Here is a 17,658-nt window from a genome sequence, read left to right on the forward strand (position 1 = left end):
GGGGGGACGGCGTGCCCGGCACGAGTGACGAGGTGGTGCGGTTCGCGCATCCGGTCCGTGCCGCGGTCGCCGGTGGGTCATCCCGCGCGACATCCTCGGGCAACTGCGGCGGTCGGGGTTGCCGGACGCCGTCGCCTCCACCAGTGCGGCCGCCTACTGTCCCGACACGGTTTTTCCCGGTCCGTGATCGCAGATCGCCACCGCCAGGGTGGTGTCGCTCTGGCCGTAGTAGGCCAGCCACCTCTCGCGGAACCACACCAGTCCCTCCACGAAGGTCACGTTCGCGATCATCCCGTGCGTGTCCTCGTAGCTCGTCGGAGTCAGCCACGGCTCCGGGGTGCGTGCCACGACCGTCGCCGGGTCGTCCACGGACACGGCGATCTGCCCGCAGCGGTAGTCGACCTCGGTCGGGGATGACGCGGTCGCCCCGTTGGTCAGGAAGACCAGCAGACCGTCACCAGTGCGGACCGGTGGCGCCCCGATCTCCACCAGCGTCGAGTCCCACGCGCCGGGCGTCGGCGTGTGCATCGGGTGCTCGTCGTCGGCGACCGGGGTCCAGTGCAGCAGATCCGGCGACGTCGCGGCGTGGATCGTGCCTTCGCCGAACCACATCCAGTACCGCCCGCCGAGCGGCTCGGGGTGGATGACGCCCGCCTTGCTCCACGTCGGCCCGCCCGGACCGTAGGGCAGGGTCCGCCACGTGTTGAACCCCGGGAACAACGGACCGTGCTTGGCCCAGCCGCGCAGATCGGGCGAGGTCGCCAGGCACAGCTGCGCGCGGGCACCGTCGAAACCGGTGTAGGTCAGGTAGAACGTGTCCCCCACCCGCGTGACGCGGGGATCCTCGCAACCCGCCCGTTCGTAGTCGTGCTCGGGGAACAGGACCGGGTCGTCCTCACGGTCGAACCGGACACCGTCGTCGCTCCACGCGAGACCGATCCGCGACACGCGATCCTCGGCGTGGGCGCGGTAGAGCAGGGCCACCCGGTCGTCCACGACGATCGCCGCCGGATTGTAGAGGTTACCCGACTCCCAGCCCTCGCCACGCGGACGGAGAATCGGGTTGGCCGGGCTCGGCGTGAACGGGCCGAGCGGGAAGGTCGCGGTCATCGGTTCCTCCCGTGGTCGAGGAGTGCGTCGTGGAGCAGGGCCTGCGTCATCTTCTGCAACGGCGGCGCGGTGTAGGACAGCAGCTGGATCATCCCGACGTAGAGCAGGTCGTGTTCGGGATCCACCCAGAACCAGGTGCCCGCCGCGCCGTCCCACTGGTAGGTGCCGCGCCCGACCGGTGCCCCGGCCAGCGCCGGATCGTGGAACACGGCCCCGTTGTAGCCATACCCGAAGCCGGGCCGCAGGTACATGTGCCCGGCGCGGAAACCGCGGGCGAGCAGGTCCTCGGGCAGCTGGTTGGTCATCTGCGCCGTCACGGCCTCCGCGCTGACGATGCGGCGGCCGTGCCAGTCGCCGCGGTTGAGCAGCAACTGGGCGAACCGCGCGTAGTCGCCCACGGTCGACACCAGTCCCATCCCGCCGAACGCCGCCTCGGGCGGCCTGCTGCTGTCGCCGAAGACCGGGTTCGGGACGGGCAGCAGCCGGAACGGCCCGCCGGTGTAGTGCAGCGTGGCACGGCGCCGCTGTTTCGCGGGCGGGGTGTGGAACGCCGTGTCGGTCATGCCGAGTGGTTCGAAGATGTGCTGCCGGAAGAAGTCCGGCAAGGACTGGCCGCTCAACCGCTCGATGATCGCGCCCTGCAGGTCCATCGCGATGCTGTAGCGCCAGCTGGTGCCCGGCTGGAAGGCCAGCGGGAGCCGTCCGGCGCGGGCGACGAGATCGTCGAGATTCCGGGCCCGCAGCGGCTTTTCCCGGCGGTAGAGCGGGGTCAGCGGATCGGCCCTGTCGGTGCCGTAGGTGAACCCGGCGGTGTGGGTCAGCAGTTCCCGCAGCGTCGGCGGATGGTCCGGATCGGCCAGAACGGGACGGCCGCGGTCGTCGAAGCCGGTGGCCACCCGGAGGTTCCGCAGTTCGGGCAGGTGGTCGGCGACCGCGTCGTCCGGCTTCCACAGACCACGGTCGGCGAGGATGCCCATGGCCAGTCCGGTGACCGGCTTCGTCATCGAGAAGACGCGGAAGATCGTGTCGGTGCGCGACGGCTCGCGGGGAAACCGCCTGGCGAGCCCCGTCGCGCGGGTGCGCACGATCCGGCCGTGCCGGGCGACGAGCGTGACGGCACCGGCGATCACGCCGTCGTCGATCTTGCGCCGCACGGCGGCGTCCACCCGGTCCAGGCCCTCGGACGAGAGCCCGGCCTCCTCCGGGGTCGCGGTGGGTGTCACGACGGCACCGCCATCGTGCTCAGGGCGGCCACGCATTCGGCGTGCCACCGCCGCGCCGCGGGCAGCAGCTCCACAAAGGACTGCGTGCCGTGCACGATGCCCTCGAACACGCTGACCCGCGCGGAAACCCCGGCGCCGGACAGCGCGGCGGCATAGCGGACCGCGTCCTCGCGCCACGGGTCGACGTCCGCGGCGAGCAGCAGCGCCGGGGGCAGTCCGGCGAGATCGCCCGCCAGCAGCGGCGACACCTCGGGGTCAGCAGGATCCGCCCCGGCCTCGACGTAGCGACGGGCCGTGCGGCGCCGCATCGCGTCGAGCGCGGGGAAGTCACGCTCGACCTCGTCGCGGGAGGCGCTGGGCGTGCCGGTCACGTCGAGCACCGGCGCCTCCAGCAGTTGCAGGGCGACGGCGCCGCGCATCCGCGAGGCGGCCACGGCGGCCAGGTTCCCCCCGGCGCTCTCACCGCCGACGGCGATCCGCGCCGGGTCCACTTCGGACCCCGACACCGCCCACTCCAGTGCGCGCGTGACGTCGTCGAGCCCGGCGGGGTGTAGACCCGGACGTCCGGGCCGCCGGGGACGCGCAGGTCACGGATGTCCAGCGCCGAGGACACCGGGCGCGTCAAGGTGCCCGCCATCGCGCGGGCCGCGGCGGCACCGGTCTTGCGTTCCAGCACGACATCCGTGCCGTCGCCGGGGTCGTACCCGTCGAGCAGGGGCAGCAGCAGCGGGTCGACGCGCATCAGGCCGGTACCCCGGACGGCGCGAGCGAACCCAGCCACGCCAGCGACGGCTTGGGCGTGCGGGCGAACGTGGCGCGGTCGACCCACACCAGACCGAACGTCGGCCCCCAGTGCCCCCACTCCCAGTTGTCGAGCAGGCTCCAGTGGAAATAGCCGCGAACGTCGGCGCCGTCGTCCATCGCCGCGCGCAGCGACTCCAGCGCGCCGGTCGTGTACGCGACGCGGCGGGCGTCGTCGGCCGTGGCGACACCGTTTTCGGTGACGATGATCGGCACGTCACCGGCCACCCGCGCGACCCGCCGCACCGCGCCGCCCAGCGCGTCCGGGGTGTACTCCCACCCGGTCTGGGTGCGCTCGGCGTCCGGGTTCACCACCGGCGAGCCGTCCGCCCCGAGCAGGCCACCGGTGTAGGTCTGCACGCCGACGAAGTCGTCCCCCTCACTCGCGCGCAGGAACACCTGGTCACGCGGTTCGGCGTACGCCTCCAGTGCCGCTTCGGCGCCGGGTTCGGCCCGGTAGTCCTGCACCGACACACCCCAGCCCACGCGCAGGCCGGGATGGTTCGCGCGCAGCCGGTCGACGCTCGCCCGGTGAACGGCGATCATCGCTTCGGTGGTCGCCTCGTCCGGCACCGGCAGACCGTCGGAGAGCGGTCCCTCGAGATTCGGGAACATCGCGACGATGTTGGGCTCGTTGATGGTTTCCACGCGTTCGACACCGGCTTCGAGGACCGGAGCGAGCGCGTCGACGTAACGCAGGAACCGCCCGGTGGCGCCCTGGCTGAGCCAGCCGCCCGCCGCCGCGAACCACAGCGGCCGCGTGAAGTGGTGCAACGTCACCAGCGGGCGCAACCCGCGCTCCACCGCGCCTTCGACGACGCGCCGGTAGTGCGCGACCGCGGCGAGGGAGATCCGGCCGTCCGCCGGTTCCACCCGCGACCACTCGATGCCGAACCGGAAGTCGGTGAACCCGGCGCCCGCGGCCAGGTCGAGGTCCTCGGGCCAGCGGTGGTAGCTGTCCACCGCGTCACCACAGGGTTCGGCCACGGGCGAATCGGGCATGGTCTCGCGGTACCACCAGTCGCTGGCGACGTTGCCGCCTTCGGTCTGGTGCGCCCCCGTCGCGACTCCCCAGAGGAAGCCCGGCGGAAACGAAACGGGTGCACGGGTCATCTGACGCTCCTTATCCCGAGTACGGCGGCGGCCGCGGCCACCGCGAGCACGAGCGCGGCCACGAAGACCGCGAGATAACCGGCCGAGGCCGCCAGCACACCGCCGACGGTCGGCGCGACGACGGCGGGCAAGGTCGAGCCGATGCTCAGCACCCCGAGGTCGCGCGCCGCCCTCCCGTGATCGGGCAGCACCGCGACCATCAGCGCCTGGTCCACCGAGAGGTAGATGCCCAGCGTCAGGCCCACGACGGCGAAGAAGACCAGGTCGGTGACCAGGCCCGGCGCGGCGAGCAGCGGGACGAGACCGATCGCGAGCAGCAGCGGGGCACCCAGCACGAACGGTTTCGTGCGGCGCAGCCGGTCGCTCAGGACACCCGCCACGACCACGGCGGCACCGGCCAGCACCCCCGACCAGCAGGGTGGCGAGGCTGACGATGTCGCCGGCGTCGGCCGTGGGCAGGCCCAGGTAGTCGGTGAGCAGGTAGAGCTGGAACACGGTCACCATGAGGATCGCCAGGATGAACAGGAACCGCCCGGCGAAGGCGAGCCAGAAATCGCGTCCGGCGCGCGGAACCAGGTCACGCCAGGCGATCCGCCGTGCGGGGGCGGGCGCGCCGCGGTCGCGGATCGCGACGGCGAGCACCACCGCGACGACCACCATCAGCCACGGGGCGATCAGCAGACCCGTCGACGGCCTGGTCACCAGCGCCCCGGCGAGCACTCCCCCGGCCGTCTGCCCGGCGAGGAAACCGAACCCGGCGAACGCGGACGCGCGGCCGACCGAGCCGGCCGGCACGTGGTCCGGGATCAGCGCGGCGAGCGCGGCCGACCATACGCCGATGGCGAGCTGGAACACCGCGTACAGCGCGCCGCCGAGCACGTGGCCGGTGGTCAGCCCGGTCGCGGCGAGGCTGAGCACGGCGAGCACCGACGAGCCCAGCAGCCACGGCGAACGGCGGCCGAGCCGGCCACGGGTGCGGTCGGACAGCAGACCGCCCGCGACGGTGCCGAGTGCGCTGGTGACGCCACCGGCGACGGCGTAGGCGGTGAAGATCCCGACCTTGTGGCCGGGATCGGTGGTGGCGAGCAGCGCGGCCAGCAGGGTTCCGCTCGCCGCGCCGGGCAGTGCCCACGCGAGCTGGCCGAGCAGCAGCAACGGACCGAGCCTGCCGAGCCGGACGGTCTGGGCGGGGGCGGCGGCCGAAGGCGGGGCATCGATCATCGTCGACCTCCTCCGGAACGAGTGACACTCACGGTAGCACGAAAACCCAGCAATGCTGTGTTTTCGTGGGCCGGGTACGGTCGGGCCATGTCCGAACCCTCTCGCCGCGGCCCGTACGCCAAGGGAGTCGCGCGACGGCAGCAGATCCTGCGGGAGGCCCTCGCCGCCTACGCCGAAAGCGACAGCTCCGGGCCGTCACTGCGCTCGATCGCCGCGCGGGCGGGTCTCAGCGAACGCGGGTTGCTGCACTACTTCCCGGCGCGCGACGAACTGCTGGTGGCGATCCTCGCCGAACGCGACACCGCCGACCGCGCCTCGTTCGACGCCGACACCCCGCTCGACGATCTCGCCGCGGTCGCCGCCCACAGCGCCCGCACCCCCGGTCTGGTGCGGCTGTTCCTGGAGATGAGCGCGGCGGCGCCCGACCCGGACCACGCCGCGCACGGCTTCTTCACCCGCCGCTACCGCGATCTGCGCGAGGTCGTGGCCCGCAAGTTCCGCCGCTCCGGAGGCGGGAACCCGGCACCGGCCGTGGATCCGGAGTTCGCGGCCCGCATCCTGATCGCGGCCTCCGACGGCCTGCAGGCGCAGTGGCTGCTCGACCCGTCCCTCGACCTCACCGCGGACCTCAGCCGCCTGGCGAAACTGCTGGAGTCGGCGGTCAGCCGCTGATCAGCCCGGCGGCCCAGGCGACGATCGTCCTCGTGAACAGCGCCGGATCCGCGCCGTGCATCGAGTGCGGCATGCCGGGGAACGAGTGGTAGGTGACCGGCTGCCCGGCCGCCTCGATCAGATCGCGGGCCCGCCGCGCCTGCACGTCGGCGATCGCGCCGATGAGGTGGCCGGTGTCCGGGTCGATGTGGCGCGCATGATGGGTGAACAACACCGGCACCCGGACCGCCGCCAGCATCGCCGCGTGGTCGCAGCCCGCGGTGACACTCCCGGAGGCGAAGGCCCGCCCCCACTCCGGGTCGTACTCGCGCAGGTTCCGCGGTGGCCCGTCGTCGCCGGGCTCGTTCTCGTCGCGGTTCGCCACCATGGCGGCCGGGCCGTCCAGCAACACGGACGGCACCTCGGCCGGGAACGCCTTCCGCAGCCCCGCCCAGTCGCCGATCGACCACTGGTCCCCGAGCCATTTGCTCCACGCCGCGAACACCGGGCCCGCGCCCTGGCGGATCGAGGGACCGCAGGCCGGGTTCGTCTCCGACGAGAACAGCGGCGGTCCTCGTACACGGCGCCGAGTACCTGGCCCGGTTTGGCGTAGGCCGACAGCCACGCGGCCAGCACACCGCCGGAGGACAGGCCGCTCACCAGCGCCGGGCGCCCGACGACGAGATCGAGGAACCGCACGAGGTCGCCGCCGATGAGGTCGAGCGTGTAGCGACCCGGCGTCCAGGTCGAGCGGCCCTGGCCCCGCAGATCGACCGCATAGGTGCGGAAGTGCTCGGCGAGCAGGGGCATGGCCTGCTCGTAGCCCCACCACGACTCGGTCTGCCCCGGGATCAGCAGCAGGGCGGGCGCGTCCGGGTCACCGGCCACCGCGTAGTTCATCCGCACCTCGCCGAGATCGGCGCGCTGCTCGGGAAAGGCGTGCGGGGTGAACGTGTCTTCCCGGTCTTCGGCTTCCAGCCCGGCCATGGTGGCTCCCCTCGTCGGTTCCGCCCTGCCGAACGTACCGGCGCGGACGATCATCCGGCACCGGTTGCCACTCCTCGCGCATTTCGGGAGCAAGGGGGCGTTATCGGACGTTCACCTGCGGAAACACGCGGCGGGCACGTGTACGGCGCCGTGACGCGGGTAGCCGGGTGATCGTCGGCAACCAGTGTGAGGAGTGTTCGATGTCGGAGACGGTCGGTGATTTCCTGGTGCGGCGCCTGCGGGAGTGGGATGTGGGGCAGGTGTTCGCCTATCCCGGTGATGGGATCAACGGGATCGTCGCCGCGTTCGGCAGGGCGGACAACACGCCGCGGTTCGTGCAGGCCCGGCACGAGGAGATGGCCGCGTTCGAGGCGGTGGGCTACGCCAAACTCAGCGGCCAGGTCGGGGTGTGCATGGCGACCTCCGGGCCGGGCGCGATCCACCTCCTCAACGGCCTGTACGACGCCAAGCTCGACCACGTGCCGGTGGTGGCCATCGTCGGGCAGACCGCCCGCAGCGCGATGGGCGGCTCCTACCAGCAGGAAGTCGACCTGCAACCGCTCTACAAGGACGTCGCCGCCGAGTACCTGGTCGAGGTCAACGTCGCCGAACAACTACCCAACGCGCTGGACCGCGCCATCCGCACCGCGCTGGCCCGCCGCGCCCCCACCGCGCTGATCATCCCCGCGGACCTGCAGGAAGAGCCCTACACCCCGCCCCAGCACGCGTTCAAACAGGTGCCCTCCAGCCCACCCGGCTTCCCGCACCCGGTGCTCCTCCCGCCCGAGGACGAACTCTCCCACGCCGCCGACATCCTCAACCACGGGGAGAAGGTGGCGATCCTGGTCGGGCAGGGCGCCCGCAACGCCGCCGCCGAAGTCCGCGAAGTCGCCGACCTCACCGGCGCCGGTATCGCCAAAGCCCTGCTGGGCAAGGACGTCCTGCCCGACGACCTGCCCTACGTCACCGGCTCCATCGGCCTGCTGGGCACCCGGCCGAGCTATGAGCTGATGCGCGACTGCGACACCCTGCTCATCGTCGGCTCCAACTTCCCCTACAGCCAGTTCCTGCCCGAGTTCGGCCAGGCCCGCGCCATCCAGATCGACCTCGACGGCAGCATGATCGGCATGCGCTACCCCACCGAGGTCAACCTCGTCGGCGAAGCCAAAGCCACCCTCCGCGCCCTCCTCCCCATGCTCCAACGCGCACCCGACCGCACCTGGCGCGACACCGTCGAACACAACGTCGCGTCCTGGTGGGAGACGGTCGAACGGGAGGCCATGGTCGACGCCAAGCCGGTGAACCCGATGCGGGTCGTGCACGAGCTCTCCCAACGCATCCCCGACAACGCCATCGTCACCGCGGATTCGGGTTCCTCGACCAACTGGTACGCCCGCAACCTCAAAATCCGCGGCACCATGCGCTCGACGCTGTCCGGCACGCTCGCCACCATGGGACCCGGCGTGCCCTACGCCATCGGCGCCAAGTTCGCCCACCCCGACCGGCCCGTCATCGCCCTCGAAGGCGACGGCGCCATGCAGATGAACGGCCTGGCCGAACTCATCACCATCGCCCGCTACCAGCACCTGTGGGCCGACCCCCGGCTGATCGTCTGCGTCTTCCACAACAACGACCTCAACCAGGTCACCTGGGAACTGCGCGCCATGGGCGGCGCACCCAAATTCGAAGAGTCCCAGAACATTCCCGACATCTCCTACGCCGACTTCGCACGCTCGCTCGGCTTCGAAGCCATCGCCGTCGACACCCCCGGCCAGCTCGGCCCGGCATGGGACCGGGCACTGTCGGCGAACAAACCCGCACTACTGGACGTCCGCTGCGACCCCGAAGTCCCCCCGATCCCACCCCACGCCACCTTCGAGCAGATGAAGTCGGTCGCCGAGGCGCTGGTCAAGGGCGATCCGAACGCGATGCACCTCGCCGTGCAGGGCGCCAAGACGAAGCTGCAGGAATTTCTGCCCGGCAAGCCGAAGTGATGCGTGGCGAAGACCCGGTGGTCGACGGTGTCGACGCGAGCGCCTATCGCGTTCCGACGCCGTCACCCGAGGCGGATGGCACCCTGTCGTGGGAGGCCACCACCCTCGTCGTGGCCGAGGTCACGCCGGCCCGGTCACCGGACTGGGCTACACCTACGCCGACGCCGCGTGCGTTCCCCTGATCCGGAACGTGCTGGCGCCGGTCGTGTGCGGCCGTCCGGTGCTCGACGTGCCCGCCGCGTGGACGGCGATGCAGCACCGGATCCGCAACCTCGGCAGGCCCGGTCTCGTGTCCTGCGCGCTCTCGGCGGTGGACATCGCGCTGTGGGACGCCGCCGCCCGCGTGCTGGACGTGCCGGTCAGCCGCCTGCTCGGCCGGGTGCACGAGCGGGTGGCAGTCTATGGCAGCGGCGGGTTCACCAGCCAGAACACCGCACAGCTGACCGCTCAGCTGGACGACTGGGTACGGCGCCGGGGCATCCCGCGGGTGAAGATCAAGATCGCGGAGTCGTGGGGCACCGAGGTGTCCCGTGACCTCGAACGGGTCCGTCTCACCCGGAAAACGGTCGGCGAGGACGTGGAGGTCTACGTCGACGCCAACGGCGGCTACTCGATCGGGCAGGCCCGTCGCATGGCACGGCACCTCGCCGAACAGGGCGTGACGTGGTTCGAGGAGCCGGTGTCCAGCGACGACCTCGCCGGGCTGGCCCAGTTGCGCGAGTGGTGCGAGCCGGACGTCACCGCCGGGGAATACGGCTACGACCTGACGTACTTCGCGCGCCTGGCGCCGGTCGTGGACTGCCTGCAGATCGACGTGACCCGCTGCGGCGGCTACACCGAATGGGCCAGGGCGGCCGCGGTCGCGGCGGCCGTCGGCCGCGAGGTGTCGGCGCACTGCGCCCCGAACGTGTCCGCGCACGCCGGTGTCGCGACCGCGAACTTCCGGCACATCGAGTGGTTCGCCGACCACGACCGGATCGAGAGCACGCTGTTCGACGGGTGCCTCGATCCCTCCGGCGGCACCGTCGCCCCGTCACCCGGGGCACCGGGACACGGGCTGACGTTCCGGCCCGACGCCGCCGCACCGTACGCACTGTGAAGGAGGCCCGTTCCCGTGGCTGTCGCCGATCTTCCCGCCCCCGTCGCGCGCATTCCCGAGTCCGATGTGGACATACCAGAGCTGGTGGCGGCGCTGCGCGAGCGAGTGGAGGGGGAGGTCCGCTTCGACCGCGGCACCCGCGCGACCTATTCGACCGACGCGTCGAACTTCCGCCAGGTCCCCCTGGGCGTGGTCCTGCCCCGCACCCCCGAGGACGGGGCGGAAGCGGTGGCGGTGGCCCGCGAGTTCGGCGCCCCGCTGCTCTCCCGCGGCGGCGGCACGAGTCTCGCCGGGCAGTGCACCAACACCGCCGTGGTGCTGGACTGGTCGAAGTACTGCACCGCGATCGAGTCGGTGGACACCCACGCCCGCACCTGCGTGGTGCAGCCGGGCATCGTGCTCGACGAACTCAACCGGCGCCTCGCCGACACCGGCCTGCGCTACGGGCCCGAACCCGCCACCCACATGAACTGCACGCTGGGCGGCATGATCGGCAACAACTCCTGCGGCGCGACCGCCCAGCGCACCGGCAAGGTCGTCGACAACATCGCCCGCCTGGAGGTCGTGCTCCACGACGGAACCCGGTTCTGGTGCGGGGAAACCAGTGACGAGGAGTACGCCGCGATCGAGCGTCACGGCGACCCCCGTGCCGCGATCTACCGGCAGCTGCGCCGGTTGCGTGACGAGTACGCCGACGAGATCCGCCGCCGCTACCCCGACATCCCGCGCCGCGTCTCCGGCTACAACCTCGATTCGCTGTTGCCCGAGCACGGCTTCGACGTCGCCGGGCTGCTCGTCGGCAGCGAGTCCACTTTGGTCACCGTGCTGCGGGCCGAGCTGGAACTGGTGCCGGTGCTGCCCGAACGCACCCTCGTCGTGCTCGGCTACCCCGACATCGCGACCGCCGCCGACGCCGTCCCCGCGGTGCTGCCGCACGAGCCGGTGGCGCTGGAAGGCGTGGACAGCAAGCTGATCCGGGACGAGCGGATCAAGCACCTCAATCCGAAGGCGCTCGGGGAACTGCCCGAGGGCCACGCGTTCCTGATGGTCCAGTTCGGCGGGCGGACGCGGGACGACGTGCAACGGCAGGCCCACGACATGCTCGACGCGCTGCGCGGCACCGGGCACGAAGCCGACGTCTCCTTCCTCGACGACCCCGCCCGCGAAGCGGAACTGTGGCAGGTCCGCGAAGCCGGTCTCGGCGCCACCGCCCACGTCCCGGGCAGGCCGGACACGTTCGAAGGCTGGGAGGACTCCGCTGTCGCGCCCGGGAAGCTCGGTGACTACCTGCGCCGGCTTTCCGCGCTCTACCGGGAGTTCGGCTACGCCAGTGACACCGGGCCCAGCCTCTACGGCCACTTCGGGCAGGGCTGCGTGCACACCCGCATCCCGTTCGACCTCTACACCGCCGACGGGGTCGCCACCTACCGCCGGTTCATGGAGCGCGCGGCCGATCTGGTCGCCGAGTTCGGCGGCTCGTTCTCCGGGGAGCACGGCGACGGGCAGAGCCGGGGTGAGCTGCTGGGCCGCATGTTCGGCACCGACATCGTGACGGCGTTCGGCAGGCTCAAGGCGATCTTCGACCCCGGCAACCGGATGAACCCGGGCAAGGTCGTGGCTCCCTACGGCCTGGACGAGAACCTCCGGCTCGGCGGGCACTGGTCGCCTGCCGATCCGCAGAACCTGCACTTCCGGTTCCCGCACGACGGCGGTTCGTTCGCCGAGGCCGCGAACCGGTGCGTCGGGGTCGGCCGCTGCCGTCAGCACCACCCGTCCTCCGGTCAGGTGATGTGCCCGTCCTACCAGGTCACCGGCGAGGAGGAGCACTCCACCCGCGGCCGCGCGCGGCTGCTGTTCGAAATGCTCGACGGGCACCGCGACGGCCCGCTCACCGACGGCTGGCGCTCCACCGAGGTCCGCGACGCGCTCGACCTGTGCCTGGCGTGCAAGGGCTGCAAGACCGACTGCCCGGCCAATGTGGACATGGCGACCTACAAGGCCGAGTTCCTCGCCCACCACTACGCCGGCCGCCCCTGGCGCAGGCCGCGGTCGGACTACACGATGGGCTGGCTGCCCGCGTTCGCCCGGGCCGTCGGGCGGCTGCACGCGGGACGGGCGGTCAACGCGCTCAGCCACGCCCCGGTGCTGTCGCACCTGGCCACCAGGGCAGCGGGCGTGGAAGACCGGGAGATTCCCCGGTTCGCCGGACAGACCTTGCGGCAGTGGTTCGCGCGCCGCGGTCCGGCCGGGACCGGCGCGCGGGGCACGGTCCTGCTGTGGCCGGACACCTTCACCAACCACTTCCACCCGGCGGCGGGCCGCGCCGCGGTGGCGCTCCTGGAAGACGCGGGGTGGCGGGTCACGATGCCGGACCGGGCGCTCTGCTGTGGACTGACGTGGATCTCCACCGGTCAGCTCGGGGTGGCGAAACGGATCCTGACCCGCACCGTGCGCGCGCTCGCGCCGCACCTGCGGTCCGGCGGTCTCGTGCTCGGACTGGAACCCAGCTGCACGGCGGTGTTCCGCGCCGACGCGTTCGAGATGTTCCCCGGCGACCACGACGTCCGCCGCCTGCGCGACCAGACCGTGACCCTCGCCGAGCTGCTGACCCGGCACTCCCCCGGCTACCGGCCGCCGCGGGTGGAGGCCAACGCGCTGGCGCAGGTCCACTGCCACCAGCACGCCGTCCTCGGCTGGGACGCCGACCGCGAGCTGCTGGGCGCGGCCGGGGTCGACACCGAGCGGCTGGACTCCGGTTGCTGCGGCCTGGCCGGGAACTTCGGCTTCGAACGCGGGCACCTCGAAGTGAGCAAAGCCTGCGCCGAGCGGGTGCTGCTGCCACGCGTCCGCTCGGCGGATGCCGGGACGGTCGTCCTCGCCGACGGTTTCAGCTGCCGCACCCAGATCCACGAACTCGACAGCGGCGGCCGCGAGGGCCGTCACCTGGCCGAACTCCTCGCCGCCGCCCTCCCCACCACCGACGACGCTCCCCCCACGCCACATCCGTAGCGTTCGACGCCGGGCGCGTTTTCGGCCGCGCGGGGCCGGGTATGCGCCACTCGTTGCCTGACGGGGAGTGATGGTCATGCCCGGGTTCCGGGGCGAGATCGCCGCACTCGCCACGCCGCTGCGTGGTCCCGGCGATTTCGATGTTCTGCTGGACCGGATCGGGGACGCGCGGGTGGTGATGCTGGGCGAGGCGAGCCACGGCACGCACGAGTTCTACCGGTGGCGGGCGCTGCTCACCCAGCGGCTGATCGCCGAACGCGGGTTCTCCTTCGTCGCGGTCGAGGGCGACTGGCCCGACTGCGACCGCGTCGATCGCGCGGTCCGGTGCCGCGCGGACGCGCCGGACGATCCGCGGGTGGCGCTGGCGGCGTTCGAGCGGTGGCCGACGTGGATGTGGGCCAACGAGGAGGTCGTCGACTTCTGCCGCTGGCTGCGGGTCCACAACGTGCGGCGCGACGAGCACGAGCGCGCCGGGTTCCACGGCCTGGACGTGTACTCGCTGTGGGAGTCGCTGCGCGAGATCCTGGTCCACCTGCGCGACCACGACCCGGAGCAGGTGCCCGCCGCCCTCGCCGCCTACCGCTGCTTCGAACCGTACGGCGAACGCCCCCACGACTACGCGCGCGCCACCCGCCTGGTCCCGTCCGGTTGCGAGAACGAGGTCGTCGACCTGCTGGTGCGGCTGCGGGGCCGCGCCGGCCCGGACGGCGCGGAACGGTTCGGTGCCTGGCAGAACGCCGAAGTGGTCGCCGGGGCGGAACGCTACTACCGCGCGATGGTCGGCGGCGGGAGCGAGGCGTGGAACGTGCGCGACCGGCACATGGACGACACGCTCGACCGCCTGCTGGACCACTACGGCCCGGATTCGAAAGCCGTCGTGTGGGCGCACAACACGCACGTCGGCGACGCCCGCGCGACGGACAGGGCGGCCGCGGGCGAGGTCACCATCGGGCGGCTGGCCCGCGAACGCCACGGCCACGGCGACGTCGTGCTGGTGGGCTTCGGCAGCCACGAGGGCACGGTCATCGCCGGTGACGCGTGGGGCTCGCCGATGCGGGAGATGACCGTCCCACCCGGACGCCCTGGCTCGGTGGAGGAAACCCTGCACCGCTCCGCGCCCGAGCGTGCCCTGTTCGTGTTCCCCCGCACCGGACGGCCCGACGTGCTGACGGCGACGCTGCCGCACCGCGCGATCGGCGTGGTGTACCACCCGGAACGCGAACGGTGGGGCAACTACGTCCCGACGGTGCTCGGCGACCGCTACGACGCGCTGCTGTGGTTCGGCCGCACGCGGGCGGTGCACCCGCTGCACCTGCGCCAGGCGGACACCCTGGAACCGGAGACCTACCCGAGCGGCACGTGATCCCGCCGGACCGGGATCTCAGCCACAGCACCCGCCGGGTTCGGTGAGCAGCGGCAGTTCCCGCCCCGGAGACGCCGACCGGGGTTTGACGGCGCGCACGATCGCCGCGTGCATCCCCTCCGCGGCCTCGTGCGTCGGCGTGATCTCCACCTCGGTGAACCCGGCGGCCGTCAGGCCCTCCCGGTACTCGGCGAACGAGAGGGCGCCCGCGATGCAGCCGACGTAGTCGCCGCGCTCGGCGCGGTCGGCCGGACTGAGGTGGTCCTCGGCGACGACGTCGGACACGCCGACCCGCCCGCCGGGTTTCAGGACGCGGAACATCTCGGCGAACACGGCCGGCTTGTCCACGGACAGGTTGACCACGCAGTTGGAGATGATCACGTCGACGCGGTCGGCGGGCAGCGGGATCGCCTCGATGTGGCCCTTGAGGAAGTCCACGTTCGCGGCGCCCGCCTTCTCCGCGTTGGCCAGCGCCAGCGCCAGCATCTCCTCGGTCATGTCCAGCCCGTAGACCCGGCCGCCCGGCCCGACGCGGCGGGCGGAGAGCAGCACGTCGATCCCGCCGCCGGAACCGAGGTCGAGCACGGTCTCGCCCTCCCGCAGCTCGGCCACCGCCAGCGGGTTGCCGCAGCCCAGGCTCGCCAGCACCGCTTCCTCCGGCAAGGACGACCGCTCCGCCTCGTCGTACAGGCCGCCGGTCAGGTCGGCGGACTCACCGCCGCAGCACGAAACACCGGCACCCGCCGTCCGCGCGGCCGCGGCATACCGGTCCCGCACTTGGTCACGCAGTTCCTCGTTCATGCCGCGAGCCTACTTCGATGTGCGTCAAAATAGAAGTGTGTTTAGATAGAGGAGTGTCAAATCAGTGTTGTTCGTCCCTGGCCGGCGAACCCCTGTCCGAGCCGCGGGCCGCGGAACTGGCGAGGGTGTTCAAGGCCGTCGCCGACCCGGTGCGGTTGCGGCTGCTGTCGCTGATCGCCTCGCACGACGGCGGCGAGGTGTGCGTATGCGATCTGACCGGCACGTTCGCCCTGACCGGCCCGACGATCTCCCACCACCTGAGGGTCCTGCGCGAAGCCGGCCTGATCACCGGTGAGCGGCGCGGCACGTGGATCTACTACCGCGCCGAGCCGGAAACCCTGGCGCGGCTGGCCGCGGTACTGACCCCCGGCCGGGCACCGGTGTCGGCGTGACGGCCACCGGAGTCGCCGGCCGGATGTCCACGCTGGACCGGTTCCTGCCCGTGTGGATCGGCGGCGCCATGGTCGTGGGCCTGCTGGCGGGCCGGTGGGTCCCCGGCCTCGGCGGCGCGCTCGACGCGGTGGCGGTCGACGGGATCTCGCTGCCGATCGCGCTCGGCCTGCTCGTGATGATGTACCCGGTGCTGGCGAAGGTCCGCTACGACCGCCTCGGCGGCGTCACCCGCGACCGCAGGCTCCTGTGGCCGTCGCTGGTGCTGAACTGGCTGGTCGGCCCGGCGCTGATGTTCGCGCTGGCGTGGCTGCTGCTGCCCGGTCTGCCCGAGTACCGCACCGGTCTGATCATCGTCGGGCTGGCCCGCTGCATCGCGATGGTCGTCATCTGGAACGACCTCGCCTGCGGCGACCGGGAAGCCGCCGCGGTGCTGGTGGCGCTCAACTCCGTCTTCCAGGTCGTCATGTTCGGCGTGCTGGGCTGGTTCTACCTGTCGGCGCTGCCCGGCTGGCTCGGCCTGGACACCGCGGCGCTGTCGGTCTCGGGGTGGCAGGTCGCGCGGAGCACGCTGATCTTCCTCGGCGTCCCGCTCGCGGCCGGCTTCCTCACCCGCCGCCTCGGCGAACGCGTCAAGGGCCGCGACTGGTACGAGTCGCGTTTCCTGCCCCGCGTCGGGCCGGTCGCGTTGTACGGCCTGCTGTTCACCATCGTGGTGCTCTTCGCGCTGCAAGGTGAGCGGATCACCGGCCGCCCGCTCGACGTCGCCCGCATCGCCCTGCCACTGCTGCTCTACTTCGGCCTGATGTGGGCCGGGTCCTACGCCCTCGGGAAGGCACTCGGCCTGACCTACGAACGCACCACGACGCTCGCGTTCACCGCCGCGGGCAACAACTTCGAACTGGCGATCGCCGTCGCCGTCGCGACCTTCGGCACGACCAGCGGCCAGGCGCTGGCGGGAGTCGTCGGACCGCTCATCGAAGTGCCGGTGCTCGTCGCGCTCGTCCACGTCTCACTCGCCCTGCGCCGCCGCTTCCCTGCCGCCACGGAGGCCGCCCCATGATCACGCCCGAGGTCCTGTTCGTCTGCGTGCACAACGCCGGCCGCTCCCAGATGGCCGCCGCCCTGCTCGACCACCACGCCGCCGGGCGGGTCACCGTCCGCTCCGCCGGATCAGCCCCCGCCGAAAGCATCAATCCGGCCGTCGTGGAAGTCATCGCCGAACTCGGCCTCGACCTGTCCCGCGAGTTCCCGAAACCCCTCACCACCGAGGCCGTCCACGCCGCCGACGTCGTGGTCACCATGGGCTGCGGCGACGCCTGCCCCGTCTTCCCCGGCAAGCGCTACCTCGACTGGCAGCTGGACGACCCCGCGGGCCAGGACGCCGACGCGGTGCGCCGCATCCGCGACGAGATCGACCGCCGCGTCCGCGCGCTCCTGGCGGAACTCCTGCCAGGGTGACCGGTCACGGCTCTGGAGCGCGTCGCGGTCAGAGGCAGTCGACGGCGTATTCGGCCCGCTCCTCGCTCTCCCAGGTGAGCGTTGCGGTGCCGTGCGCCGCGATCGGGACGCACGCGGCGCGCTCGCCGCCGGTCAGGACGACCGAGGCGTCGATGGCGGCACCGCAGTCGTTGCGCAGCAGGGCCCAGCCGGGGCCGGTGCCGGTCAGTTCCGCGCAGGCGCCCAGCACGTCGACCGGCGATGGCTCACCGGCCCACGCGGGTGTGGCGGCGGCGAGCAGAGCGGCCGCGGCGAGGCCCGCGGCAAGACGAAGACGCACAGTTCCTCCCAGTTCCCCGGAAATCACACCACGATGATCGAATCATCCGGGTGCAAGCGCTTGACTGTGCCGTAGCGGCATGGTTTCTCCTGGACCGCGGGGAGAGGAACCGGAGG

Annotated in this window: 16 protein-coding genes and 3 pseudogenes; 9 read left to right on the forward strand and 10 right to left on the reverse strand. The window is 72.1% G+C overall.

Annotated features, from left to right (window positions below; all coding sequences use genetic code 11):
• Nucleotides 1–153: 153 nt before the first annotated feature.
• The 6 genes and pseudogenes from HNR02_RS31850 to HNR02_RS36900 form a co-directional block, all read right to left on the reverse strand.
• Entirely contained in the window at nt 154–1,110 is a 957-nt protein-coding gene (locus HNR02_RS31850) for a glycoside hydrolase family 130 protein (protein ID WP_179777320.1), read from the reverse strand.
• Complete coding sequence (locus tag HNR02_RS31855) at nt 1,107–2,333, reverse strand: serine hydrolase domain-containing protein (protein WP_218914347.1); 1,227 nt, start codon at nt 2,331–2,333, stop codon at nt 1,107–1,109. The genes HNR02_RS31850 and HNR02_RS31855 overlap by 4 nt, the downstream gene beginning before the upstream one ends.
• Nucleotides 2,330–2,869 (reverse strand): annotated as a pseudogene (locus HNR02_RS31860) (alpha/beta hydrolase fold domain-containing protein); the annotation flags it as partial. The gene HNR02_RS31855 and the pseudogene HNR02_RS31860, both read right to left, overlap by 4 nt.
• A 205-nt stretch (nt 2,870–3,074) precedes the next feature.
• Entirely contained in the window at nt 3,075–4,247 is a 1,173-nt protein-coding gene (locus tag HNR02_RS35865) for a glycoside hydrolase family 1 protein (protein ID WP_246339328.1), read from the reverse strand.
• On the reverse strand, nt 4,244–4,651 hold the full coding sequence (locus HNR02_RS35870) for an MFS transporter (protein WP_312861242.1): 408 nt from the start codon (nt 4,649–4,651) through the stop codon (nt 4,244–4,246). The genes HNR02_RS35865 and HNR02_RS35870 overlap by 4 nt, the downstream gene beginning before the upstream one ends.
• Before the next feature lie 61 nt (nt 4,652–4,712).
• A pseudogene (locus HNR02_RS36900) lies at nt 4,713–5,372 on the reverse strand (MFS transporter); the annotation flags it as partial.
• Between HNR02_RS36900 and HNR02_RS35880 the strand changes: the two are divergent.
• Complete coding sequence (locus HNR02_RS35880) at nt 5,293–5,493, forward strand: hypothetical protein (RefSeq protein WP_246339330.1); 201 nt, start codon at nt 5,293–5,295, stop codon at nt 5,491–5,493. The pseudogene HNR02_RS36900 and the gene HNR02_RS35880 sit on opposite strands and share 80 nt — an antisense overlap.
• A 62-nt stretch (nt 5,494–5,555) precedes the next feature.
• Nucleotides 5,556–6,140, forward strand: a complete 585-nt coding sequence (locus tag HNR02_RS31870) for a TetR/AcrR family transcriptional regulator (RefSeq protein WP_179777324.1) — start codon at nt 5,556–5,558, stop codon at nt 6,138–6,140.
• On the opposite strand, the gene HNR02_RS35885 is transcribed toward HNR02_RS31870, so the two are convergent.
• Together HNR02_RS35885 and HNR02_RS36905 are read right to left on the reverse strand one after the other, a co-directional pair.
• Nucleotides 6,130–6,624, reverse strand: a complete 495-nt coding sequence (locus HNR02_RS35885; protein WP_246339331.1) for a hypothetical protein — start codon at nt 6,622–6,624, stop codon at nt 6,130–6,132. The two genes, HNR02_RS31870 and HNR02_RS35885, sit on opposite strands and share 11 nt — an antisense overlap.
• 56 nt (nt 6,625–6,680) lie before the next feature.
• A pseudogene (locus tag HNR02_RS36905) lies at nt 6,681–7,160 on the reverse strand (alpha/beta fold hydrolase); the annotation flags it as partial.
• 146 nt (nt 7,161–7,306) lie between these two features.
• Between HNR02_RS36905 and HNR02_RS31880 the strand changes: the two are divergent.
• From HNR02_RS31880 to HNR02_RS31895, 4 genes are all read left to right on the forward strand, one after another.
• The gene (locus tag HNR02_RS31880) at nt 7,307–9,100 is read left to right on the forward strand and encodes a thiamine pyrophosphate-requiring protein (protein WP_179777325.1); all 1,794 of its coding nucleotides are present in this window, start codon (nt 7,307–7,309) and stop codon (nt 9,098–9,100) included.
• An 88-nt stretch (nt 9,101–9,188) separates the two neighbouring features.
• Nucleotides 9,189–10,199 (forward strand): enolase C-terminal domain-like protein, encoded by a 1,011-nt coding sequence (locus tag HNR02_RS31885; protein ID WP_312861243.1) that lies wholly within the window; start codon nt 9,189–9,191, stop codon nt 10,197–10,199.
• Between the two features lie 15 nt (nt 10,200–10,214).
• Nucleotides 10,215–13,208 carry an FAD-binding and (Fe-S)-binding domain-containing protein gene (locus HNR02_RS31890; protein ID WP_179777326.1) on the forward strand — a complete coding sequence of 998 codons (2,994 nt, stop codon included), beginning with the start codon at nt 10,215–10,217 and terminating at the stop codon, nt 13,206–13,208.
• Nucleotides 13,209–13,284: 76 nt separating this feature from the next.
• Nucleotides 13,285–14,571 carry an erythromycin esterase family protein gene (locus HNR02_RS31895; protein WP_218914350.1) on the forward strand — a complete coding sequence of 429 codons (1,287 nt, stop codon included), beginning with the start codon at nt 13,285–13,287 and terminating at the stop codon, nt 14,569–14,571.
• Between the two features lie 18 nt (nt 14,572–14,589).
• Here HNR02_RS31895 and arsM read toward each other — a convergent pair whose 3' ends face one another.
• Nucleotides 14,590–15,372: an arsenite methyltransferase gene (gene arsM, locus HNR02_RS31900; RefSeq protein ID WP_179777328.1), complete on the reverse strand. Its 783-nt coding sequence runs from the start codon at nt 15,370–15,372 to the stop codon at nt 14,590–14,592.
• Between the two features lie 17 nt (nt 15,373–15,389).
• On the opposite strand from arsM, the gene HNR02_RS31905 reads away from it, so the two are divergent.
• The 3 genes from HNR02_RS31905 to HNR02_RS31915 are packed head-to-tail and all read left to right on the forward strand — an operon-like array spanning nt 15,390 to nt 17,223.
• Nucleotides 15,390–15,764, forward strand: coding sequence for an ArsR/SmtB family transcription factor (locus HNR02_RS31905; protein WP_179777329.1), 375 nt, complete (start codon nt 15,390–15,392; stop codon nt 15,762–15,764).
• 23 nt (nt 15,765–15,787) lie between these two features.
• Complete coding sequence (arsB, locus tag HNR02_RS31910; protein ID WP_179777968.1) at nt 15,788–16,825, forward strand: ACR3 family arsenite efflux transporter; 1,038 nt, start codon at nt 15,788–15,790, stop codon at nt 16,823–16,825.
• Complete coding sequence (locus HNR02_RS31915) at nt 16,822–17,223, forward strand: arsenate reductase/protein-tyrosine-phosphatase family protein (protein WP_179777330.1); 402 nt, start codon at nt 16,822–16,824, stop codon at nt 17,221–17,223. The genes arsB and HNR02_RS31915 overlap by 4 nt, the downstream gene beginning before the upstream one ends.
• 28 nt (nt 17,224–17,251) lie before the next feature.
• On the opposite strand, the gene HNR02_RS31920 is transcribed toward HNR02_RS31915, so the two are convergent.
• Complete coding sequence (locus HNR02_RS31920) at nt 17,252–17,542, reverse strand: hypothetical protein (RefSeq protein ID WP_179777331.1); 291 nt, start codon at nt 17,540–17,542, stop codon at nt 17,252–17,254.
• Between the last annotated feature and the right edge of the window lie 116 nt (nt 17,543–17,658).

The sequence above is a fragment of the Amycolatopsis endophytica genome, from assembly GCF_013410405.1.
GTDB classification, from domain to species: domain Bacteria; phylum Actinomycetota; class Actinomycetes; order Mycobacteriales; family Pseudonocardiaceae; genus Amycolatopsis_E; species Amycolatopsis_E endophytica.

What these genes read in the sequence shown, in the direction of transcription:
- HNR02_RS31850 (WP_179777320.1), bottom strand. Translation starts at nt 1,110, where the DNA reads ATGACCGCGACCTTCCCGCTCGGCCCGTTCACGCCGAGCCCGGCCAAC.
- HNR02_RS35865 (WP_246339328.1), bottom strand. Translation starts at nt 4,247, where the DNA reads ATGACCCGTGCACCCGTTTCGTTTCCGCCGGGCTTCCTCTGGGGAGTC.
- HNR02_RS31870 (WP_179777324.1), top strand. Translation starts at nt 5,556, where the DNA reads ATGTCCGAACCCTCTCGCCGCGGCCCGTACGCCAAGGGAGTCGCGCGA.
- HNR02_RS31880 (WP_179777325.1), top strand. Translation starts at nt 7,307, where the DNA reads ATGTCGGAGACGGTCGGTGATTTCCTGGTGCGGCGCCTGCGGGAGTGG.
- HNR02_RS31895 (WP_218914350.1), top strand. Translation starts at nt 13,285, where the DNA reads ATGCCCGGGTTCCGGGGCGAGATCGCCGCACTCGCCACGCCGCTGCGT.
- arsM (WP_179777328.1), bottom strand. Translation starts at nt 15,372, where the DNA reads ATGAACGAGGAACTGCGTGACCAAGTGCGGGACCGGTATGCCGCGGCC.
- HNR02_RS31905 (WP_179777329.1), top strand. Translation starts at nt 15,390, where the DNA reads ATGTGCGTCAAAATAGAAGTGTGTTTAGATAGAGGAGTGTCAAATCAG.
- arsB (WP_179777968.1), top strand. Translation starts at nt 15,788, where the DNA reads ATGTCCACGCTGGACCGGTTCCTGCCCGTGTGGATCGGCGGCGCCATG.
- HNR02_RS31915 (WP_179777330.1), top strand. Translation starts at nt 16,822, where the DNA reads ATGATCACGCCCGAGGTCCTGTTCGTCTGCGTGCACAACGCCGGCCGC.